This window comes from Nonomuraea sp. NPDC049646 (assembly GCF_044465525.1).
GTDB lineage: Bacteria > Actinomycetota > Actinomycetes > Streptosporangiales > Streptosporangiaceae > Nonomuraea.
In genome coordinates this window covers 159,604-181,097 of the sequence record NZ_JBITLU010000021.1, presented here as the reverse complement: position 1 = coordinate 181,097, position 21,494 = coordinate 159,604, and the positions used below count along the sequence as shown (strand labels likewise).

At 74.7% G+C, this 21,494-nt stretch carries 21 protein-coding genes; 16 read left to right on the top strand and 5 right to left on the bottom strand.

All coding sequences use genetic code 11. The features are described 5' to 3' along the window. The first annotated feature begins 1 nt into the window (after position 1). From ACIBQ8_RS43670 to menC, 10 genes are all read left to right on the top strand, one after another. A complete protein-coding gene (locus ACIBQ8_RS43670; RefSeq protein WP_397174297.1) occupies positions 2 to 856 on the top strand; it encodes a M55 family metallopeptidase in 855 nt (284 codons plus the stop codon). Between the two features lie 59 nt (positions 857 to 915). Beyond that, positions 916 to 2,472, top strand: a complete 1,557-nt coding sequence (locus ACIBQ8_RS43665; protein ID WP_397195080.1) for a serine hydrolase domain-containing protein — start codon at positions 916 to 918, stop codon at positions 2,470 to 2,472. 121 nt (positions 2,473 to 2,593) lie between these two features. Continuing rightward, positions 2,594 to 4,153: an ABC transporter substrate-binding protein gene (locus tag ACIBQ8_RS43660; protein ID WP_397195079.1), complete on the top strand. Its 1,560-nt coding sequence runs from the start codon at positions 2,594 to 2,596 to the stop codon at positions 4,151 to 4,153. Beyond that, positions 4,153 to 5,100: an ABC transporter permease gene (locus ACIBQ8_RS43655; RefSeq protein ID WP_397174302.1), complete on the top strand. Its 948-nt coding sequence runs from the start codon at positions 4,153 to 4,155 to the stop codon at positions 5,098 to 5,100. Before ACIBQ8_RS43660 ends, ACIBQ8_RS43655 begins: the two co-directional genes overlap by 1 nt. Beyond that, the gene (locus ACIBQ8_RS43650) at positions 5,097 to 5,954 is read left to right on the top strand and encodes an ABC transporter permease (RefSeq protein WP_397174303.1); all 858 of its coding nucleotides are present in this window, start codon (positions 5,097 to 5,099) and stop codon (positions 5,952 to 5,954) included. The genes ACIBQ8_RS43655 and ACIBQ8_RS43650 overlap by 4 nt, the downstream gene beginning before the upstream one ends. Beyond that, positions 5,947 to 7,659 carry an oligopeptide/dipeptide ABC transporter ATP-binding protein gene (locus tag ACIBQ8_RS43645; protein WP_397174304.1) on the top strand — a complete coding sequence of 571 codons (1,713 nt, stop codon included), beginning with the start codon at positions 5,947 to 5,949 and terminating at the stop codon, positions 7,657 to 7,659. The genes ACIBQ8_RS43650 and ACIBQ8_RS43645 overlap by 8 nt, the downstream gene beginning before the upstream one ends. 39 nt (positions 7,660 to 7,698) lie before the next feature. Next, the gene (locus ACIBQ8_RS43640; RefSeq protein ID WP_397195078.1) at positions 7,699 to 9,249 is read left to right on the top strand and encodes an amidohydrolase family protein; all 1,551 of its coding nucleotides are present in this window, start codon (positions 7,699 to 7,701) and stop codon (positions 9,247 to 9,249) included. Then, positions 9,246 to 10,853: a PucR family transcriptional regulator gene (locus ACIBQ8_RS43635; protein ID WP_397195077.1), complete on the top strand. Its 1,608-nt coding sequence runs from the start codon at positions 9,246 to 9,248 to the stop codon at positions 10,851 to 10,853. Before ACIBQ8_RS43640 ends, ACIBQ8_RS43635 begins: the two co-directional genes overlap by 4 nt. Positions 10,854 to 10,906: 53 nt before the next feature. Then, a complete protein-coding gene (locus ACIBQ8_RS43630; RefSeq protein ID WP_397195076.1) occupies positions 10,907 to 11,659 on the top strand; it encodes a GNAT family N-acetyltransferase in 753 nt (250 codons plus the stop codon). Continuing rightward, positions 11,656 to 12,774 carry an o-succinylbenzoate synthase gene (gene menC, locus ACIBQ8_RS43625; protein ID WP_397195075.1) on the top strand — a complete coding sequence of 373 codons (1,119 nt, stop codon included), beginning with the start codon at positions 11,656 to 11,658 and terminating at the stop codon, positions 12,772 to 12,774. Before ACIBQ8_RS43630 ends, menC begins: the two co-directional genes overlap by 4 nt. A gap of 15 nt (positions 12,775 to 12,789) precedes the next feature. Here menC and ACIBQ8_RS43620 read toward each other — a convergent pair whose 3' ends face one another. Beyond that, positions 12,790 to 13,245, bottom strand: a complete 456-nt coding sequence (locus ACIBQ8_RS43620) for a MarR family winged helix-turn-helix transcriptional regulator (protein ID WP_397195074.1) — start codon at positions 13,243 to 13,245, stop codon at positions 12,790 to 12,792. 90 nt (positions 13,246 to 13,335) lie between these two features. Here ACIBQ8_RS43620 and ACIBQ8_RS43615 point away from each other — a divergent pair, with 90 nt between their 5' ends. Then, positions 13,336 to 13,881 carry a YceI family protein gene (locus ACIBQ8_RS43615; protein ID WP_397195073.1) on the top strand — a complete coding sequence of 182 codons (546 nt, stop codon included), beginning with the start codon at positions 13,336 to 13,338 and terminating at the stop codon, positions 13,879 to 13,881. An 18-nt stretch (positions 13,882 to 13,899) separates the two neighbouring features. Here the strand turns inward: ACIBQ8_RS43615 and ACIBQ8_RS43610 are convergent, their stop codons facing one another. Continuing rightward, positions 13,900 to 14,952: a hypothetical protein gene (locus tag ACIBQ8_RS43610; RefSeq protein ID WP_397195072.1), complete on the bottom strand. Its 1,053-nt coding sequence runs from the start codon at positions 14,950 to 14,952 to the stop codon at positions 13,900 to 13,902. Between the two features lie 166 nt (positions 14,953 to 15,118). Then, positions 15,119 to 15,472 carry an ArsR/SmtB family transcription factor gene (locus ACIBQ8_RS43605; RefSeq protein ID WP_397174316.1) on the bottom strand — a complete coding sequence of 118 codons (354 nt, stop codon included), beginning with the start codon at positions 15,470 to 15,472 and terminating at the stop codon, positions 15,119 to 15,121. Positions 15,473 to 15,608: 136 nt separating this feature from the next. Here ACIBQ8_RS43605 and ACIBQ8_RS43600 point away from each other — a divergent pair, with 136 nt between their 5' ends. Beyond that, the gene (locus ACIBQ8_RS43600; protein WP_397174318.1) at positions 15,609 to 17,045 is read left to right on the top strand and encodes an MFS transporter; all 1,437 of its coding nucleotides are present in this window, start codon (positions 15,609 to 15,611) and stop codon (positions 17,043 to 17,045) included. Positions 17,046 to 17,150: 105 nt separating this feature from the next. Here ACIBQ8_RS43600 and ACIBQ8_RS43595 read toward each other — a convergent pair whose 3' ends face one another. Then, positions 17,151 to 17,576 carry a MerR family transcriptional regulator gene (locus ACIBQ8_RS43595; RefSeq protein WP_397195071.1) on the bottom strand — a complete coding sequence of 142 codons (426 nt, stop codon included), beginning with the start codon at positions 17,574 to 17,576 and terminating at the stop codon, positions 17,151 to 17,153. A 177-nt stretch (positions 17,577 to 17,753) separates the two neighbouring features. Here ACIBQ8_RS43595 and ACIBQ8_RS43590 point away from each other — a divergent pair, with 177 nt between their 5' ends. Beyond that, positions 17,754 to 18,209, top strand: coding sequence for an SgcJ/EcaC family oxidoreductase (locus ACIBQ8_RS43590; RefSeq protein WP_397174321.1), 456 nt, complete (start codon positions 17,754 to 17,756; stop codon positions 18,207 to 18,209). Positions 18,210 to 18,244: 35 nt separating this feature from the next. Beyond that, entirely contained in the window at positions 18,245 to 18,871 is a 627-nt protein-coding gene (locus tag ACIBQ8_RS43585; protein ID WP_397174322.1) for an NAD(P)-dependent oxidoreductase, read from the top strand. A 13-nt stretch (positions 18,872 to 18,884) separates the two neighbouring features. Here the strand turns inward: ACIBQ8_RS43585 and ACIBQ8_RS43580 are convergent, their stop codons facing one another. After that, positions 18,885 to 19,520: a TetR/AcrR family transcriptional regulator gene (locus ACIBQ8_RS43580; protein ID WP_397174324.1), complete on the bottom strand. Its 636-nt coding sequence runs from the start codon at positions 19,518 to 19,520 to the stop codon at positions 18,885 to 18,887. Between the two features lie 91 nt (positions 19,521 to 19,611). On the opposite strand from ACIBQ8_RS43580, the gene ACIBQ8_RS43575 reads away from it, so the two are divergent. Both ACIBQ8_RS43575 and ACIBQ8_RS43570 read left to right on the top strand, forming a co-directional pair. After that, the gene (locus ACIBQ8_RS43575; RefSeq protein ID WP_397195070.1) at positions 19,612 to 20,268 is read left to right on the top strand and encodes a CatB-related O-acetyltransferase; all 657 of its coding nucleotides are present in this window, start codon (positions 19,612 to 19,614) and stop codon (positions 20,266 to 20,268) included. Between the two features lie 53 nt (positions 20,269 to 20,321). Further along, complete coding sequence (locus ACIBQ8_RS43570) at positions 20,322 to 21,494, top strand: macrolide family glycosyltransferase (RefSeq protein ID WP_397195069.1); 1,173 nt, start codon at positions 20,322 to 20,324, stop codon at positions 21,492 to 21,494.

Below are 21,494 nucleotides of genomic sequence, written 5' to 3'. Positions count from 1 at the left end.
GATGACGAACGTCTACATCTCCATCGACATGGAAGGCGTGGCGGGCATCGCCACCATGGACCAGGTCTCCCGCGCCGGCCACGGCTACCCGCGGGCGCAGCGGCTGATGACCGCGGAGGCCAACGCCGCCATCGAGGGCGCGTTCGCGGCCGGGGCCGCCAGCGTGCTGGTCAACGACAGCCACGGCACCATGGACAACCTGCTGCACGAGGAGCTCGACCCGCGCGCCCGGCTGATCTTCGGCACGCCCAAGCTCGACTGCATGGCCGAGGGCATCTCGGCCGAGCACGACGTGGCCATGTTCCTCGGCTACCACGCCGCGGCCGGCTCGCCGGGCGTGCTCGCCCACACCTACTCCTCGCACTTCCACCAGGTACGGCTCAACGGCGCGATCGTCTCGGAGGCCGAGGTCAACGCCCTGCAGGCGGCCGCCGTCGGCGTGCCGGTGGGGCTGCTCACCGGCGACGACGTCATCTGCGACGTCGCCGGCAAGGCGTTCCCCGGGGTGCGCACGGTCGCCGTCAAGATCGCGCACGGGCACACCTCGGCCGACAGCCTCTCGCCGTCCGAGGCGCGGCGGCTGATCAAGGAGGCGGCCGCGGAGACCGTGCGCTCGGCCGGGGAGCTGCGGCCGGTCGAGCTGCCCGCCGTGCTGGAGCTGGAGATCGACATGCCCACCACGCCCGCCGCCGAGCTGGGCGAGCTGGTGCCGGGCGTGCGCCGGATCGCCGACAAGACGCTCGCGGCCACCTTCACCACCCCGAGGGAGGTGCTCGGATGCGTGACGACCTGCTACCACCTGGCCGCGGACGCCATGATCGCCAGGATGGCCCTGTACGGCAGACCAACCAGGTAGCCCCCAGGTTTGCCGCTCCGGACAAGCGTTTCCCACCCGGACATCCAGATACTTGAACGATGGATTTTGAGCAGGTAGAACGCGCGCTCGACGCCCTTCCCGGCCTCCGCCCCGGCGGGCCGGGTCTGGCGGTCGGGGTCTACGCCGACGGCAAGGTGCTGCACACCGCGGCGAGGGGCATGGCCTCCGTCGAGTTCGGCGTCCCGATCGACTCCCGTACCCGCTTCGACATCGCCTCCATCAGCAAGCAGTTCACCGCCGCGTGCGTGCTGCTGCTGGCCCGCGACGGCAGGCTGAGCCTGTCGGACGACGTCCGCGAGCACGTCCCCGAGCTGCGGCTCGGCGTGCCCGTCACGCTCGACCAGTGCCTGCGGCACACCGGTGGCCTGCCGGAGTGGTACGGCCTGCAGGCCGTCACCGGCGTCCCGTTCACCCTGATGGACGAGGAACGGCTGATGAAGATCGTGGCGGGCATGCGCCGGACCACCTTCGAGCCCGGCACCCGCTTCTCCTACTCCAACACCGGCTACGTCCTGGCCGCCGTCGTGGTCCGGCGGCTCACCGGCCGCTCGCTGGCCGACTTCGCCCGCGAACGGCTCTTCGAACCGCTCGGCATGGGCGACACCGTCTTCCGCGACGACGCCTCCGTCCCGCTGCCGCGGATGGCCTACGGCTACGACGGCGCCGGCGCGCGGGCCGACACGCAGGAGAGCGCGGTCGGCGACGGCGGCCTGGTGACCGGCGTCGACGACCTCGCCCCCTGGTTCGGCTTCCTGGCCGACGGCCGGGTGCTGGGCGCCGACGTGCGGACCGCGCTGCTGGAGCGCACCACGCTCGCCGACGGCGCCGTCCTGCGGTACGCCCGCGGCATCTGCCACCTGACCGTCGGCGACCTGGCCGGGTACGGCCACGCCGGCGGCATGCACGGCTACGTCGGCAACCTGCTCCACCTGCCGGAGCCCGGCCTCGGCGTGGCCGTGCTGACCAACCACAGCGGCCTGGACCCCGTCGGCCTCAGCCTCGGCCTGGCCCGCGTCCTGACCGGCCAGGACCCGGCCCCCCGTCCCGCCCCCGCCCGCCGGGAGGACGCCGAGGCGGCCCGGCCCGCCCTGCTCGGGCACTGGCACGACCAGGAGACCGACGCCACGCTCACGCTCGAACCCGCCGGCGACGGCGGCATCTCCTTGACCGGCGCCACCGACCTGGAGCTCGCCCTCGACGACGACGGCCGCTGGTACGCGCAGGTGCCGGCCGGCCGGATCTGGCTCATGCCCGAGGACGGGCGGCTGCTGTTCGGCCACGACGGGTCGATCCGCTGGCCGCACGTGTACCAGCCGTGCGACCCGCCGGGTGAGGAGCCCGCCCCGCGGGGCGCCTGGCTCAACGACGAGACGGGCGTGCTCGCCGTCATCGACGAGGGGACGCTGCGCGTCGGCCTGACCTTCCAGGCCCCCGTCGTCCCCGCACCCGCTGGGACGTGGCGGGCGGGCCCCTTCACCCTCCGCCTCGACGGGGACGGCGACCTGCTGCTCAGCGGCTTCGGCCTGCTCGGACTGCGCTTCGCCGCCCAGCCCGAGGGCACCGCGCCCGTCGGCATCCCCCCTGGTCTGGTCTAGGGCCGTGTTGGCCTGCAGCACGAGCCGGGGCGCGCAGAGTTTGGCTGCCGGGTCAGTGAACGAGGGAGGCCGGGCTTCTAGCGTCCGACTATTCCCCCCGCTCACTCCCCGAGGTGGTTCCATGACATCCGCAACCGCACTCGCCAGGCTCGCCACGGGCGCCCTGCTCCTGCTGGCGGCGGGCTGCGCCGGCGCCCCGGGCTCCGGCGCGGCCCCCGACACCCTCCGCTGGGCGATGGGGCTCGCCCCCAACAGCCTCGACATCGCCCACGGCTTCAACGACGCCTCCACGACCGTGCAGTTCGCCGTCCTGGACACGATGGTGACCCTCGGCGCGGACGGCAGGGTCATCCCGAGCATCGCCGCCTCCTGGACCCACCCCGACCCGCGCACGTACGTCTTCACCCTGCGCGAGGGCCCGAGGTTCAGCGACGGCACGCCCGTCACCGCCGAGGACGCCGCCTACTCCCTGACCCGCCACCTCGACCCCGCCGTGACCTCCCAGGCCGCCAGCTACGTCACGCAGGTCAAGAAGGTCGAGGCCACCGGCCCGCGCACGGTGAAGGTCACCCTGAGCAAGCCCAGCGCCAGCTTCCTGGCCACCGCCGCGCTGGCCTGGCAGATCGTCCCGAAGAGGCTGGCCGCCGCGCACCCGAAGGACCTCGGCTCGCCCGAGGTCGGCACGCTCGGCTCCGGCCCCTTCAAGGTCACGAAGTTCTCGCTCACCTCCGGGGTGACGCTGGAACGCAACGAGCTGTACTGGGGCCCCAAGCCGGAGCTGCGCAGGATCGAGATCAAGGCGATCGGCGACCCCGAGACGCTGCGCCTGGCCGTCTCCTCCGGCGAGGTGGACGGCACCAACGACATCCAGGTCAGCGAGACGCGCAAGTGGAGCGCCCTGCCCGGCGTCACGACCTCCTTCTACCCGGCCAACAACATCGCCTACCTGTCGCTCGGCGTGCGCGAGGGGCCGCTCAAGGACGTGCACGTCCGCCGCGCCATCGCCCACGCCCTCGACCGGGAGGCGCTGGCCACGCTCATGACCAGCGGCCACGGCGGCATCGCCGACCTGATGCTGCCCAAGCCGCAGCTCGCCGCCCTGTACGGCGGCAAGCTGCCCGAGCTGCCCGCCCACCCCCACGACGTGAACGCCGCCAAGGCCGAGCTGGCCAAGTCGGCCCACCCTCAGGGCTTCACCCTGGCCGCGCCGTACGACAGCGGCAGCGACGACGTCAAAGCCCTCCAGGCCATCGTCGCCGACCTGGCGGTGATCGGCATCAAGCTCGACCTCCAGCCGCTGCCCACCGAGCAGTACCGGCAGCGCATGTTCAGCCACCAGGACACCCCGCTGCAGCTGGTCGACCTGCTCTACGGCACCCCCGACCCGGGCGAGGTGCTGCCCGACCTGGTCAGCCGCGCCTCGGCCGGGCCCCAGGGCTTCAACTTCAGCGGCTACGGCTCGCCCGAGACGGACGCCCGGCTCGACGACCTGGGCAAGCTCGAGGGAGCGGACCGTGCCGCCGCCGTCACCGAGGTGCTGGCCGAGATCGCCGACCAGGTGCCGTACGTGCCGCTCTACACCAAGGAGGCCGCCGTCGCGCTGCGCAAGCGGTTCACCGGCCAGTTCGGCACCTGGACCATGAACGTCTTCAGCGCCATCCGCCCGGCGGCCGGTGCCTGATGGCCTTCGTCGCCCGCCGCCTGGCCGCCGCGCTCCTCCTGCTCGGCGTGCTGTCCGTGCTCACCTACGCGCTGCTGGCGCTCGCCCCGGGGGACCCGGAGCAGGTCCTGCTCGGGCCGCGGCCCTCCACCGCCGAGTCGCGCGCCGCCGTCCGCGCGCAGTACCACCTCGACGACCCGCTGCCCGTCCGCTACGCCACCTGGCTCGGCGACGCCGTGCGCGGGGACTTCGGCGCCTCCCTCTACAGCCGCGAACCCGTCACCAGCGTCATCGCCGACCGGCTGCCCGTCACCGCCGGGCTGGCCGGCTACGCGATCATCCTGACCCTCGCCGTCGGCCTGCCCGCCGGGCTGGCCGCCGCCATGCGCAGGGGCGGCCCGCTCGACCGGGGGATCACGCTCTCCGCGCTGGTCGGCCTGGCGATCCCGCCGTTCGCGATGAGCATCCTGCTGCTGTACGGCTTCGCCGTCACCCTCGGCTGGTTCCCCGTCTTCGGCGCGGGCGAGACGTTCGCCGAGCGGGTCGCGCACCTGACGCTGCCCGCGATCGCGCTGGCCACCGGGCAGGCGGCGGTCGTCGTCAGGCAGATGCGGGCGGCCGCGCTCGACCTGGCCGGGCAGGACTTCATGACCTTCGCCCGGGCGCGCGGGGTCGGCCGCGCCCGCTACTGGATCGGGTACGCGCTGCGCAACACCGCGCTGCCCGTCCTCACGGTCGGCGGCCTGCTGCTGGCCGCCAACCTCACCGGCGCGCTGTTCGTCGAACGGGCCTTCGGGCTGCACGGCGTCGGCGAGCTGCTCGTCAGCGCCGTCGGGCAGAAGGACCTGCCCGTCGTCCAGGCGCTCGTCCTGATGGGAGGCGCCGTGGTGGTCGCCGTCAACCTGCTGATCGACCTGGCCTACCTCGCGGTGGACCCGCGGGTGCGGCACGGGGCGGTGGCCGCGTGAGCGTCGTGACGGGGACCGTGCGCCTCGGCGGACGGGCGCGGCGGCTGCGCCGGGCCCGGCCGGGGCCGCTGACGCTGCTGTCGGGCGGGATCCTCGCCCTGATGGCCTTCGCCGCCCTGTCCGGGACGTGGCTCGCGCCCTACGACCCGGCCGCCCAGGACCTCGGGCTCGGCGCGACGATGCCGAGCTGGGCCCACTGGGCGGGCACCGACGAGCTGGGCCGGGACGTGTTGTCGCGCTGCCTGGCCGGAGCCCGCTCGGCGCTGCTGTGGCCGCTCGTCGTCGCGCTGGCCACGTGCGCGATGAGCACCTCGCTCGGGCTGCTGGCCGGCTACCGCCGCGGCTGGATCGACGCCGTCATGATGCGGGTGGTCGACCTGCTCATCGCGATGCCGGGGCTGCTCATGCTGATCGTCCTGGTGGGCGTGCTGGGCGGCGGCATCGGCTGGGCGGTGCTGGCGATGGCGGTGCTGTTCACGCCCGGCGACATCCGGGTGGTGCGCAGCCTGACCATGGCGCAGCGCGAGCTGGCCTACGCCGAGGCGGCCCGCACGCTCGGGCTCGGCCGCGGCCGGATCATGTTCCGGCACCTGCTGCCCAACATCGCGCCCACGGTCGTGGCCGGCGCGCTGCTCAGCTTCGTCGCCGCGCTGGTCGCGCTGTCCGGCCTGTCCTTCCTGGGCATCGGCCTGCCCGCCGGCACGCCCGACTGGGGGCTGATGATCGAGGAGAACCGCGGCCTGCTCGACCTCAACCCGTGGGCCGCGGTGGTGCCCGCCGCGCTGGTCACCGTCGCCGCCACCGCCGCCACCCTGCTGGGCGACCAGCTCTTCGAGAGGCTCTCCGATGCTTGAGACACGCGGCCTGCGGGTCGTCGGCGACCGGGTGCTCGTGGACGGCGTGGACCTGACGGTCGCCGCGGGCGAGACCGTCGGGCTGGTCGGCGAGTCCGGCAGCGGCAAGTCCCTGACCGCCCGCGCCCTCGTCGGCCTGCTCCCGCGCGGCCTGCGCGCCGAGGGGTCGGTCGAGGTCGGCGGCGCGCAGCTCGTCGGCGCGTCCGAGCGGCTGCTGCGCGGCGTGCGCGGACGGCGGATCTCGCTGCTCATGCAGGACCCCTTCGCCATGCTCAACCCGCTGCGCACGGCCGGCGCGCACATCGCCGAGACCCTGCCCGGGCGCACGTCCCGGCAGGAGATCGCGCGCAGGCTGGCCGAGGTCGGCATCGACGACCCCGCCGTGGCCGGGCGCTACCCGTTCCAGCTCTCGGGCGGCATGCGGCAGCGCGTCGCCCTGGCCGCCGCGCTGGCCGGCGACCCCGAGCTGCTCGTCGCCGACGAGCCCACCACCGCGCTGGACGCCACCACCCAGCACGAGATCCTGGCGCTGCTGCGCCGGGTCCAGGAGGCGCGCGGCATGGGCGTGCTGCTCATCACCCACGACCTGCGCGTGGCGTTCGCCGTCTGCGACCGGGTCGCCGTGATGTACGCCGGGCGCGTCGTCGAGCAGGGGCCGGGCCCTGCGCTGGCCGCCGAGCCCGCGCACCCGTACACCGCGGGGCTGCTGGGCGCGCTGCCGTCGGCCGAGCGCACGCTGGAGCGCCTGGTGGGCATCCCGGGCGCGGTGCCGCGGGCGGACGCGGTGGCCGGCGTCTGCGCCTTTGCGACCCGCTGCGACCGGGTCGCCGACGCCTGCACCGCGGCCAGGCCGCCGCTGCGCCCGATCGGCCGCGGCAGGCTGACCGCCTGCGTGCACGACACCGCCGGAGCCGCCCGCCCGGCGCTGCGCGAGGCCGCGCTCCCCGCCGCCCCGGCCGCCGGCGAACCGCTGCTGCACATCGAGGGCCTGCGCAAACGGTACGGCGCCCACACCGCCCTGGGCGGCGTCAGCCTGCACGTGAACCCCGGCGAGACCGTCGGCCTGGTGGGGGAGTCGGGCTCGGGGAAGACCACGCTGGCCCGGTCGGTGCTCGGCCTGATCACCCCCGACGGCGGCCGCATCCGCCTCGCCGGCCTCGACGTCACCGACCGCGCCGCCCTGGACCCGCGCGAGCGCGCCCGCGTGCACCGGCTCGTCCAGTGCGTCTTCCAGGACCCCTCCACCTCCCTCAACCCCGCCATGACCGTCGGCGCGACGCTGGCCGAGGCGATCTCCAGGGCCGCGCCCGCCGACCGGATCGGCGTGGGCGAGCTGCTGGAGCTGGCCGGCCTGCCCGCCGCGTACGCCGCCCGCCGGCCCAAGGCGCTGTCCGGCGGCGAACGCCAGCGCGTCGCCATCGCCCGCGCCCTGGCCGTCCGTCCCGCGCTGCTGATCTGCGACGAACCGGTCGCCTCCCTGGACGTGTCGGTCCAGGCGCACGTGCTCGAACTGCTGCGCGGCATCGGCCGGGAGCTGGGCACCGGGATGCTGTTCATCACCCACGACCTGGCGGTCGTCCGCCAGGTCGCCGCCAGGACCGTGGTGCTGCTGAAGGGCGCGGTCGTGGAGGAGGGGACGACCTCGGCCGTCCTGGACGCCCCCGCCCACGACTACACCAGGCGCCTGGTGGCGGCCGTCCCCTGACATGACCGACGAATCTCGTACCGGGAAAGGCACACCTGCATGCACGACCTCATCCTGCGCGGCGGCACCCTGCACGACGGGTTCGGCTCGCCCGGCCGCACCGCGGACGTGGCCATCGGCGGCGGACGCGTCACCGCGACCGGCCGCGACCTCGGCCGGGCCGCCCGCGTGGTGGACGTGGACGGCATGGTCGTCGCGCCCGGATTCATCGACCCGCACAGCCATTCCGACACCGTGCCGTTCATGGCCGGGGCGCAGCCGTTCAAGCTGTGGCAGGGCGTCACCACCGAGATCGTCGGGAACTGCGGCTTCTCCTGCGGGCCGGCCACCCCGGAGGCGGCCGGTTTCACCCCCGGGATCTTCGGCGAGCACGCCTTCGCCACCTTCGGCGGCTACCTCGACGCCGTCGAGCGGGAGGGCACGACCAACAACCTGGCCGCGCTCGTCGGCCACAACACGCTGCGCGCGGCCGTCTGCGGCATGGACGCCGCGCCGCCGCCGGGCGCGCTCGACCGGATGACCGGGCTGGCCGAGGAGGCGTTCGCCGCGGGCGCGTGCGGGCTGTCCAGCGGCCTGGAGTACGTGCCGGGCGCCTACGCCGGCACCGGCGAGCTGATCGCGCTGGCCCGCGCGGCCCGGCGCCGGAACCTGGTCTACGCCACCCACCTGCGCAGCGAGAGCGAGGGGCTGGCCGACGCGCTGGACGAGGCCGTCGAGGTCGCGGCGGCGGCCGGGGTGCGGCTCCAGGTCTCCCACTGCAAGGCGTCGGGCCGGGCCGTGCACGGCTCGTCGGCCATGCTGCTGGACAAGCTGACGGCCGCCCGGGTCAACGGCGTGGACGTGCGGGCCGACGTCTACCCGTACCGGGCGTTCTGCACCGGGCTGGTCGCGCTGCTGCCGCCCGCGGCGTGCGAAGGCGGCGAGCCGGAGCTGCTCAGAAGGCTGGCCGACCCGGCGGAACGGCGGGCGCTGCGCGCGCTGGCCGAGGACCCGGAGCGCACGACCGGCGTCGGCCTGTGGCGCGAGACGCACCCCGAGGACGTGCGGCTGCTGCGGCACGCCTCCGTGGGCGTCACCGGCCGCTCGCTGGCCGACCTGCTGGACGGCCGCGAGCCCTGGGACGCGCTGTGCGACCTGCTCATGGCCGACCCGCACGCCGACGGCGTCTTCCACACCATGCACGACGACGACGTCACCCGGATCATGCGGCACCCCCTCGTGTCGATCGGCTCCGACGGCGGGCCGCCCACCGGGCCGACCCATCCCCGCACGTACGGCACCTTCCCCACCTTCCTCGGCGCGTACGTGCGCGACCGCGGGCTCGTGCCGATGGCCGAGGCGATCAGGAAGGCAAGCTCGGCCACCGCGGCCCAGTTCGGCCTGGCCGACCGGGGCTGGCTGGGCAGGGGAGCGGTCGCCGACGTGTGCGTGTTCGACCCCGCCGCCATCCGCCACGACGGCACCTACGACGAGCCCGCCATCCGCCCGGCCGGGGTCACCCACGTGCTCCTGGGCGGCCGCATGGTGATCGACGACGGCGAGTTCACCGGCGGCCGGCACGGACGCCTCCTGCGCGGGGGCCGGGCGTGAGCGGCCAGGGCCGGGTGACGCTCGGCGTGCTGCTCGACAGCCTCGGCGCGGAGACGGTGAGCGCGCTGTGCCTGCCCTCCGGCCGCCAGGCCATGGTGGGCGCGCCGGTCATCCACGGCTCCGACGAGCCGATGGCCGCCTACGCAGGGGCGCTGCTGCTGGCCACCGGCCGGCCGGAGCCGTCCCTGCTGGAGAGCGCGGCCGGGGCGGGCGTGAGCGCGGTCGTCGTCCGGGCCGGGCTCGGCGAGGCCGGCGCGCTGACCGAGGCGGCCCGCGCCGCGGGCGTGGCGCTGCTGGCCGCCGCGCCCGGCCTGGCCTGGGGCCAGCTCTACGCCCTGGTGGACGCCCTGCTCGCGCTCGTCGCCCCGGCCGCGGACCTGGGCGGCGGCCAGGCGGGCGACCTGTTCGCGCTGGCCAACCAGGTCGCCGCCCGCGTCGGGGGCGCGGTGGCCATCGAGGACCTGGCCATGCGCGTCCTGGCCTACTCCACGATCGGCCAGCCGATCGACGACCTGCGCAGGGAGGGCATCCTCGGCCGGCGCGTGCCCGAGCACCCGACGAACGCCGAGGAGTACGCCGCCGTCCTGCGCTGCGAGGAGGCCGTGTGGAGCCACGAGCCGCGCGAGTACCTGCCCCGGCTGGCCATCGCGGTCCGCGCCAGGGGCGAGGCGCTCGGCACGATCTGGGCCATCCAGGCGGACGAGCCGCTCGCGCCCGACGCCGCCGCCGTGCTCGCCGAGGCCGCCAGGACCGCCGCCCCGCACCTGGCCCGCCTCAGCCTGGCCGCCGACGAGGCCCGCCGGACCAGGGACGAATGGGTGGGCCGGCTGCTGCGCGGCGGCGGCCCGGCCGGCGAGCTGGCCGCCTCCTTCGGCCTGCGCCCGGACGAGCCGGTCCGGGTCGTGGCCGCCGGGGACCCGGCCGGGCGGACCGACGTCTTCGCCGCCACGCACGCCGCCGACCTGCTGCGCACCGCCTACGCCGTCTACCGGATCAGGGCCGCCGTCGGCGCCGTGGACGGCCGGGCGTACGCGATCGTGGCGGCCGGTTCCGGGACCGCGCTGCTGCGCCGCGTCACCGCCGAGACCCTCGGCCGGATCACCGACCGGCTCGGCGGCCACTGGCGGGCGGGCGTCGGACGGGTCGCGGGCTCGCTCGCCCAGGTCCCCGCCGCCGCCCGGCAGGCCGAGGAGGCCCTGCGCGCGATGGGCGGCCCGTTCGCGGGCGGCGAGGTGGGCCTGCACGAGGAACTGGCCGCCGCGCTGTTCCTGCTGGACGCGGCCGCCTCGATGCGGTCCGGCACGACGCCGGCGGGCGAGCCGCTGTCCCTGGTGGCCGAGCACGACGCCGGGCACGGCACCGACTACGTCCGCAGCCTGCGGGCCTGGCTGGCCGCCCACTACGACGTGCCGAGGGCGGCCGAGGCGCTGTCGCTGCACCCCAACACGCTCAGGTACCGGCTGCGCCGCATCGGCGAGCTGATCGCGCTCGACGAGCCCGACGTCCGGCTCGTGCTGGGCCTTCAGCTCCGGCTGGCCGAGATCGGGGCGTCCGGCGCGGGCGGCGGTCGCGGCCCGGCGTCCGGCACAAACGGCGGCGGCTGAAGTTGGGCTTGCGCGCCAACGATCCGGCGGCGGTCCGGCGGAATGCTGGTGCCATGCTCGAAATCCGCATCCTCCACGGGACCTCCGAGTTCCAGGCCGCCGACCGGCTGCTGCGCCGCGTCTGGAACACCAGGGTGGGCGACGACCCGCCGGTGGCCGTCGACCTCATGTGCGCCCTTGAGCACACCGGCGGGTACGTCGGCGGCGCCTTCCTCGACGGCGTGCTCGTCGCCGCCGCCTCCGGGTTCCTCGCCGAGGGGGCCAGCCTGCACTCCCACGTCGTGGGCGTGGCCGCCGAGGCGCGGGGCCGGGGGATCGGCCAGGCGATCAAGGCGCATCAGCGCGAGTGGGCCGCCGAACGCGGCCTGAACTCCATCTCCTGGACCTTCGACCCGCTCGTGCGCCGCAACGCCTTCTTCAACCTCGCCCGGCTCGGCGCGCGGGCCGAGCGGTACGTGCCCGACTTCTACGGGCCGATGAACGACGGCATCAACGGCGGAGACGTCACCGACCGCCTGTTCGCCCACTGGCCCGTGCACCCGGAGCCGGAGCCGTCCGCCCCGGACGGGCCGCGTAAGGGCGAGGTGATCCTCGACGAGACCGGGGCGCCGCGCGAGCCGGGCGGCGCGGCCGTGCTGCGCTGCGCCACGCCCGCCGACGCCGAGCGGCTGCGGCGCGAGCAGCCCGGCGAGGCCGCGCGGTGGCGGGCCGCCCAGCGGGCCGCGCTGGGAGGCGCGCTCGACCGCGGCTACCGCATCGCCGCCTTCACCAGGGACGGCTGGTACGTGCTGGAGCGCGCGGCATGAGGATCGCCGAAGCCGAGCTGCGCACGGTGGCCCTGCCGCTGATCACCCCGTTCCGCACCTCGCTCGGCACGCAGACCGTGCGCCGGGCGCTGCTGCTGCGGGTGCGCGGCGCCGAGGGGGAGGAGGGCTGGAGCGAGTGCGTGGCCGAGGACGAGCCCACCTACAGCCCCGAGTACCTGGAGGGCGCGGCCGACCTCATCCGCCGGTTCCTGCTGCCCGCCCTGTTCGCGGTGCCGCGCCTCGACCCGTCCGGCGTCGCGCCGGCGCTGGCGCACCTGCGCGGGCATCCGATGGCCAAGGCCGCCGTCGAGACGGCCGTCCTGGACGCCGTGCTCAGGGCGCGCGGCCTGTCGCTGGCCGCCCACCTGGGCGGGGTGCGGTCCAGCGTGCGCGTCGGCGTGTCCGTCGGCATCGCGGCCACCCTCGACGACCTGCTCGACATCGTGGACCGGCACGTCGGCGCCGGGTACGCCCGGATCAAGCTCAAGATCGAGCCCGGCTGGGACCTGGAGCCGGTGCGGCTGGTGCGCGAGACGTTCGGCCCCGGCCTGATGCTCACCGCCGACGCCAACACCGCCTACACCCCCGCCGACGCCCGCCACCTGGCCCGCCTGGACGCCTACGGCCTGACCCTGCTGGAGCAGCCCTTCGCCCCGGACGACCTGGACGGCCACGCCCGCCTGGCCGCCCGCATGGACACCCCGATCTGCCTGGACGAGTCGATCACCTCGGCCCGCGCCGCGACGGCCGCGATCAGGGCGCGCGCCTGCTCGATCATCAACATCAAGCCCGGCCGGGTCGGCGGCTACCTGGAGGCCCGCCGGATCCACGACCTGGCCCTGGCCGCGGACGTGCCGGTGTGGTGCGGCGGGATGCTGGAGACCGGGCTCGGCCGGACGGCGAACCTGGCGCTGGCCAGCCTGCCCGGTTTCACGCTGCCGGGCGACATCTCGGCGACCGCCCGCTACTACGAGCGTGACATCACCGCGCCGATCGAGCTGACCGGCGACTCCATCACGGTGCCCGACGGCCCCGGCGTCGGCGTCACACCGGACCCGGACGCCCTGGCGGCCTTCACCACCGACCCGCCGGTCCGCGTCACCCCCGCCCGCTGAGCCGGCCGGACGGCCTCACTCCTGCTCGGTGAGGTGGTCGAGCAGGACCTGGCTGATGTCGGCGAGCTGCCGCAGCTGTTCCGCGGTGAGCAGGTCGACCAGGTGCTCACGGACGCCGGCCACGTGCTTCGGGGCGGCCGCCCGGAGCGCGGCGTGCCCGTCGTCGGTGAGCACGGCCAGCCACCCGCGCCGGTCGCCGGCGTAGTGCTCCCGGCGCACCCACCCCTTCTGCTCCAGCTTGTTGACCGCATGCGAGATGCGGCTCGGCTTGGAGTTGGTCCACTGCGCCAGCTCGCTCATGCGCATCGTGCGCCCGGGGGCCTCCGACAGCAGGACGAGCAGCTCGTAGTAGGTGGGCGGCATGCCGGCGGCCGCCATCAGGTCGCGTTCCAGGCGGTCGGTCAGCAGGCGGGTGGCCAGCCCGAACCTGCGCCACGCCTGCTGTTCGTCGTCGTCGAGCCAGCGGGTCATGCCTCTCATCGTACTGGAAGGTTGCGTGCTGAAATAAATCTATGTACTGTCGTGCCCAATATTCCAGTACTGAACTAATTGGAGTGCGGCATGTTTCCCAGCGAGCTGAGCGGCGACTACACCTTCGACCCGGCCCACAGCCGGTTCGGGTTCGTCGCCCGCCACGCCATGGTGACCAAGGTGCGCGGCAGCATCCCCGTCCAGGAGGCCACCGCCCGCCTGGACGCGGCGAACCCGGCGGCCTCGGCCGTCCGCGTGGTGCTCGACGTGGCCGGCATCCAGACCGGCAACCAGATGCGCGACGGCCACCTGCGCACCGGCGACTTCCTCGACGCCGCCGCCCACCCGCACATCGTCTTCGCCTCCACGTCCGTCAAGCACGTGGGCGGTGACGCCTTCGAGGTCACCGGCGACCTGACGATCCGCGGGGTCACCCGGCAGGTCACCGTCCCGCTCGACTACACCGGCACCGCCGTCGACGCCCAGGGCGTGACCCGGGTCGGCTTCGAGGGCGGCACGGCGATCAACCGCAAGGACTTCGGCATGACGTACAACGCCGCGCTGGAGACCGGGGGCGTGATGATCTCCGACCGGATCGCCCTGGAATTCGACGTCTCCGCCGTCAGGTCCGCCTGACCGCCCGCCGGAGGTCGCTCAGCGGCCCAGCCAGGCGTCCAGGCGGGACAGCAGCTCCGCGGTGGGGTTCCTGCCGCCGGTCGTCCCGGCGTGCACGGCCCGGCAGGGCGCGCGCCAGACCCGCACCTCGGCGACGGCGCCGGTGACATCGCCCACCCACACCACGTCGAGGGCGGCCGGGCGGGTGAACCTGCCGAACCCGCAGTCGGTGACGCTCTCCGTTCCGCCCGGGCCGGTCACCGGGTCCACGGCCGTCACGACGTTGAGCAGCGACCGCACGGATTCAAGACCATCTGGGACGCGGGCCTGGCTCCGCAGGCGCAGCACGTCCCCGTCGAGCCGGTACCGGCAGGCGGCGGCGGCCGACAGCGGGCTGGGCAGCAGGGCGCGCCACCGGAGGCCGCGGTTGGCCGCGACGTCGTCGCGCGGCCAACCGCGTGGGCGGGTCAGGTCGACGTCGGCGGCCGGCAGCCCGGCCGCGCAGCCGGGAAGCGGCGCGGGTGCCGGGTGCGCCTCAAGCTGCGCCCGGTAACGGCGGAGGAAGGAATCGCTCGGATCGCCGAACCGGGTCCGGCCCGCGTACCGGGCGGTGCCGCAGTTGCGATCGACCAGGACGACGGCGGGCCGGCGCAGGTCCCCGTAGTGCACGACGAAGGACAGGCTCGTGCCGTGGCCGACCACGTTGCAGATCTCGCCGAGGCGGAGGTCGTCGCCCAGGACGCGCCCCTTGGCCGACTCCCTCCGGCGCAGCTCGGCTTCCAGCGCGTCGCGCGTGGGCAGGCCGTTGAGCTCGGAGACCATCGCGCCGGCCCCGGCGGTGAGCCTCCTGATCCGCGCCGTCACCTGCCCTGACGCGTACGGCAGGGGCAGCTCGCACATCGTCACCGACACCGCGCCGTCGGCGGGCACCAGCTCCCCGGGCCGGTCACCGCCCTCCCACCCGCCGCCGGACGAGACCGGGCAGCCGCCGGCCCCGAGCCGCGGGCCCCGGGCGTCCAGCGGAAAGGCGGCGGAAGCCGCCAGCGCCAGCGCGACCACGCCCACGACGACCCGGCCGGCGCGCAGCGACATGACAGCAATGTACGCGCCTGAACCCGGTTGAGCCGCCCCTCCTGGAGGACTGCTCCTCCGGTAGGGCTGCTCCACCGGTGGGGCTGTGCCGCAATCGCGCGTCCACCGGCCGCGGTGACGCCTCCGGCGGCCCGGCCGGTGGGAACGCGCGGGCAGGGTCGGTAGGTCAGGTGGCCGGGGCGGTGTCGTCGTGCTGCTGGGCGGCGGCGTCGGTGCGGGCGCCGGACAGGATGGCGTCGAGCAGGCCGGGGTAGCGGGCGTCCAGGTCCTCGCGCCGCAGGACGAGCAGGTTCTCCCGGCCCGACGGCTGCTGCCAGATCACCCCGCTGTCGCGCAACACCCGCCAATGGTGGGTCATGGTCGACTTCGCGGTGATCCCCAGCGTGTTCAGCACGCTGGTGCAGTTGTGCTCACCCCCGGCGTCGAGGATGCGGACGACGGACAGCCGCACGCCGTTCCCCAGCGCCGACAGCACGTCTTCGACCCGGATCTGATCAGGGTCGGGATGACGGAAAGCCATGGTCCAACTGTACCGCGACTGTCGAACAATCCCCTTCCGGTCTGGCATAGTACGACCGTACGTAAATCATCGTACGATCGTTTCGTGCGGCGGGCTTCCGCGTGCCCGCTCACCGGCTCCCTCCGAAGGGCGTTCCATGTCCACACCATCCACGCTGCCCGCGTCCGTCGCGGACGGCGTCAAGCCCAGGCTCGGCTGGACCCTGGCGCTGCTCGCCCTGGCCCAGCTCATCTACGCGCTCGACCTCAACATCGTCTTCGTCGCGCTCCCGCGGATCGGCGCCGACCTGGGCTTCCCCGGCCAGACCCAGCAGCTCGTGGTCAGCGCGTACGTCGTCTTCGCCGGCGGCTTCCTGCTGTTCGGCGGACGGGCGGCCGACCTGCTCGGCCGCCGCCGCGTCTTCGTGCTGGCCCTGGCCCTGTACGCGCTGTCCTCGCTCGCGGGCGGGCTGGCCGCGGGCCCCGTCGTCATCATCGCCGCCCGCGCGGTGCAGGGCGTCGGCGGGGCGCTGCTGCTGCCCTCGACGCTGGCGCTGCTCAACAGCCTGTTCGCCGAGGGGCGGCAGCGCAACCGGGCGCTGGCCGTCTGGGGCGGCGCGGGCGCCAGCGGGCTGACGATCGGCGCGTTGCTCGGCGGCGTCCTCACCGAGAACTTCGGCTGGCCCGCCGTCTTCTTCGTCAACGTCCCCCTGGCCGGGCTGGTCGCGCTGGCCGCCCTGGCCGTCGTCCCGCGTGACCCGGCCAGGCGAGAACGGCGCAGATTCGACATGCCGGGGGCGCTCACCGTGACAGGCGGGTCCACGCTGCTGGTCTTCGCCCTGGTCGAGGGGCCCGAGCTGGGCTGGGGCAGCCCCCTGGTCGCGGGCGCCTTCGCGGTGGCCGCCGTGCTGCTGGTGATCTTCGCGCTGGTCGAGGCCCGCAGCGCGGATCCGCTCATGCCGTTCCGGCTGTTCCGCAACCGCAGCCTGACCGTCGGCATGCTGGTCACCTTCGTCTACATGGCCACGTTCGGAGTCCTGCCGTACTTCCTCACCGTGCTGCTGCAGAGCGTCCACGGCTACAGCGCCCTGCAGAGCGGGCTGGCCTTCCTCGTCCCGTCGCTGGCCATCGCCGCCGGCACCCAGGGCGGCGAACGCCTGGCCACCCGGATCGGCACCCGGGCCACGCTGCTGATCGGCTTCGCCGTCGGCGTCGCCGGGACCGCCGTCCTGGCCCTCGGCTTCGACGCCGACGCCGGGTACGGCCTGCTGATCCCCGGTCTCGTCGTCTCCGGCCTGGGGCAGGGCGTCGTCTGGACCGCCATGTGGATCGCCGCCGCCACCGGCACCCCCGCCCACGAGCAGGGCGTCGCCAACGGCATCGCCTCCACCGCGCTCAACATCGGCAACGCCATCGGCCTGGCCGTCTTCACCGTCATCGCCGACCTCGGGACCGCGGGCAGGACCGGCCAGGCCCTGCGCGCCGCCACGGCGGACGGCGAGTTCCTGGTCGTCCTGCTCACCGCGGCGGTGATGATCGCCGGCCTCCTGGTCACCCTCACCCTGCCCCGCCGCACCCCCGACCCGACCCCCTGACGGTCCGCCCCCTTACCCCCTGCCGCCTGACGCGGGCCTCGGCCGCCGCGAGCACCCCTTCGGTGCATGCGGCGGTCACGGCGTCCGCGCCCGCAGGGCCGTGGTTCAGTGCTGGTGCGCCTCTTCCAGGGATGCCCCCGCCAGCCGCGCCCTGACCGCTCCGGTGAAGGCGGGGCACTCGAGGACGTTCTCGTGCGGGCAGGCCATGCCGTGCGCGATGGCGGTGCGGGCCACCTGGGCGCGGGCGATGCGCTCGTCCAGCTCGGCGACTTTGCGCCGGTACAGCTCCCGCCACCCGTCGCCGGGCTCGGACCGGGCTGCGATGAACGTCCTGACCTCGCGCAACGTGAGGCCGACCTCGCGCAGCAACAGGATCACCGCGACCAGCTCGGCCGCCGACGGCGGATAGCGCCGCTGCCCCGAGACCCGCTCGGGCGCCGGGATCAGCCCGAGCTCCTCCCAGTAGCGCAGCGCGGAGGTGGCGACCCCGGTGAGTCCAGCCAGCTCGCCGATCGTCAACTGCTCGCTCATGGGACCGCAAGCATACGTGAGCCCGCCGTCCTGGATCATGCCCCGGCAGGCGGCGCGGCGATTGGCGGCGCCCCGTGTTGACACTGGCCGACCCCTCTTCTAATCTCTTCTTCAGAGAAGATAAATCTTCAAAGAAGCAAATGCTTCCGCGAAGTCACCTGAGGAAGGGCAACGACCATGAGCAGCACCCTCACCGCCGCCGACGCCGCCGCCATCACCTCCGTGCTCGACCGTCTCGCCGACGCCTGGAACCGGGCCGACGGCGGCGCGTACGGCGACCTGTTCACCGAGGACGCCACCTACATCACCTACGTCGGCACCCTCTACACCGGCGCCCGCGAGATCGGCGACGCCCACCAGGCGCTGTTCGACAGCTTCGTCAAGGGCACCAGGCTGGCCAGCGAGACCGTCGGCATCCGTCTCACCGGCCCCGACACCGCCCTCGTCGTCACCCGCGGCGACACCTACAAGGGCAGGCCCGGCAAGCTGCACAAGATCCAGACCTACACGATGGTCCGGCAGCCGGACGGCGAGTGGAAGATCGCCGCCTTCCAGAACACCAAGCACCAGGCCCTCATGGAGGCCATCTCCTTCAAGTTCCAGCCCGCCAGCAAGCCCGCCGCCCACGCCTGACCCCTCGGCCCCTCGCCACGGAAGATCGTCCGCTCATGACCTCCCTCGCCGTCGTCGCCGCCACGGGCCGCACCGGCCGCCTCGTCGTCGAACGCGCCCTGGCGGCCGGGCACACCGTCACCGCCGTCGCCCGCCGCCCCGGCGACCTCGACCTGGCCCACCCGCGGCTCGTCCGCCGCGCCGCTGACGTGACCGACCCCGCGAGCCTGCGCGACGCCCTGACCGGCCACGACACCGTGATCTCCGCCCTCGGCCCCGGCGGCCGCGGCCCCACCACGGTCTACTCGCAGGGGACCGCGGCGATCGTCGCGGCGCTGCCGCCGTCCGCCCGGCTCGTCGTGATCTCCTCGGCCGGGCTGTCCGTCCCGGCCGGTGCGGGGCCCGTCACCCGGTTGCTCGGCCGCGTCCTGCGCCACGCCATGCGCCATCCGTACGCCGACATGGCGCTCATGGAACAGGCGCTCGCCCGGACGGAGCTGACCTGGACGGCCGTCCGCCCCACCGGCCTGACCGACCGGCCCGGCACCGGCCGCCCCCGCGTCTCGATCGGCGCGACCGAACGCCTGGGCGCCCGTACGTCCCGCGCCGACCTGGCCGCCTTCATCGTCGATCACCTCGGCGACCCGAGCACGTACCGCCTGCCCGTCGCCGTCTCCTCCTGAGCGCGCACCGGCCTCACCGCCCCGGCGGAGGGGTGAAGGCGCCGGCCGTGGCGGCGAGCACGGCCGTCCGCGCCGCCTGCTCCGGCAGGTCGGGATCGGGAGGCGTGCGGAGGAGCACCAGGTGGTGGTAGAGCGGCGCGGTGGCGGCGACGAGCAGCCGCCGCGCGTCGGTGCCGGCCGGCAGCTCGCCCCGCTCGACCGCCCGCCTGACGACGACCTCGCAGCGGGTGTACCGGTCCTCCCACAGCCGCCGCAGGCCGCGGGCGGCCTCCTCCGAGCGGAACGACGCCGCGATCAGGGCCGCGGCGATCGACGGCTGCGCGGTCATGGCCGCCTGGTTCTCGCGGTTGAGCGCCGTCAGGTCGCCCAGCAGGGAGCCGGTGTCCCGGGGCTGCCAGTCGTCGTCGCCGGTCGCCTCCAGGACGTCGGCGAGCAGGCCGCCGACGTCCCGCCAGCGCCGGTAGACCGTCGCGCGGTGCACGCCCGCGCGGCCCGCGACGGCGTCGAGGGTCAGCCCGTCGAAGCCGCGTTCCCCGAGCTCGGCGCGGACCGCGTCGAGCACCTGCGCGCGGATGCGACCGGTACGGCCACCCGGACGGCGGCGCGGCCCGGACGACGGGCTCTCGGACGACGGGCTCTCGGGCGTCAACGCTCCCTTTCCCGTTTGCGAGGCGGACGTCGGCATGCCACCATCTTAATGTACAAGTTGTCGCATTAGCAGCGGCGGAAGGAAGAGATCCATGAACGCCCGCGTCCCCGCCGACCCCGCCGTCCTGCACCCGATGCCCGCCCAGCCACGGGTGGTGCTGCTGCGGCCGCTGGTCAAGTCCCCGCTGATCGAGGTGGGGGAGTTCTCCTACTACGACGACCCCGACGACCCGACCGCGTTCGAGACCCGCAACGTGCTTTACCACTACGGCCCGGAGAAGCTGGTCATCGGCAGGTTCTGCGCCCTGGGCACCGGCGTGCGCTTCATCATGAACGGCGCCAACCACCGCATGGACGGCCCCTCGACCTTCCCCTTCCCCACCATGGGCGGCTCGTGGTCCGACCACTTCGACCTGCTCACCGGCCTGCCGAACCGGGGTGACACCGTCGTCGGCAACGACGTCTGGTTCGGCCACGGCGCGACGGTGCTGCCCGGCGTGCGCATCGGGCACGGCGCGATCATCGGCGCCGGCTCCGTGGTCACCTCCGACGTGCCCGACTACGGGATCGTCGGCGGCAACCCGGCCCGCCTCATCCGCACCCGCTACCCGGCCGGCGACGTCGCCCGCCTGCTCGCGGTGGCCTGGTGGGACTGGCCCGCCGAGCACATCACCGAGCACGTGCGCACGATCATGTCGGGCAGCGTCGCCGACCTGGAGGCCGCCGCGCCGGGCGCGCGTCGCGCCTGACCGCCGTCCCTCACCTGTCCCGCCGCGCAGAACCCGGAATGAGTGATTCGCCCATGTCTCGCCGCCGCGCCCACATCGCCATGGTCGGCATCCCGGCCGTCAGCCACATCCTGCCCAGCCTGGAGATCGTCCGCGAGCTGGTGGCCCGCGGCCACCGGGTGACGTACGCCAACGCCCCGGCGGTCGCCGACCTGGTCACCGGCACCGGCGCCGAGCTGGTCCCGTGCACCTCGACGCTGCCGGTCGCCGACAACGACTGGCCCGACGACCCCATCGCGGCGATGAGCCTCTTCCTGGACGACGCCGTCCAGGCGCTCCCGCAGCTGCGCGCCGCCTACGACCACGACCCCGCCGACCTCTACCTGTACGACATCGGCGCCTACGCCGCGCGGGCCCTGGCCGAGGCGCAGGGCCGTCCGCTGCTGCAGCTGTCGCCGACGTTCGTGGCCTGGAAGGGCTACGAGGAGGAGGTGGCCGCGCAGCTCTGGCGGCTGCCGGGGGCCGACGCCTACCGGGCCAGGTTCGCCGGGTGGCTCGCCGGATCCGGCGCGACCACCACCGACGTCGACGCCTTCTCCGGCCGTCCGCCCCGCGCGCTGGCCCTGATCCCGCGGGCCATGCAGCCGCACGCCGATCAGGTCGACACCGCCACCGTGACCTTCGTCGGCCCCTGCCACGAGCTGCGCGGGCAGGGCGGCTGGACCCGTCCGGGCGACGCCGCGAACGTCCTGCTGATCTCCCTGGGGTCGGCCTACACCCGTCAGCCGGAGTTCTACCGCCGGTGCCTGGCGGCCTTCGGCGGCCTGCCCGGCTGGCACGTCGTGCTGCAGATCGGCAAGTACACCGATGCGGCGGAGCTGGGCGAGATCCCGTCCAACGTCGAGGTGCACCCGTGGGTGCCGCAGCGGGCGATCCTCGACCAGGCCGACGCGTTCGTCACCCACGCGGGCATGGGCGGCTGCTGCGAAGGGCTGCTGGCGGGCGTGCCGATGATCGCCGTCCCGCAGGGCGCCGAGCAGTTCGCCAACGCCGACCGGCTCGTGGAGCTGGGTGTGGCCCGCCGCATCGACACCGCCGACGCCACGGCCGAGGCCCTGCGCGCCGCGCTCGTCGAGCTGACCGCCGACCCCGACGTGGCCCGCCGCCTGACGCGGCTGAAGGCCGAGGCGCGGGCCGAGGGCGGCACCACCCGCGCCGCCGACCTCGTCGAGCAGATGCTCGGCTGA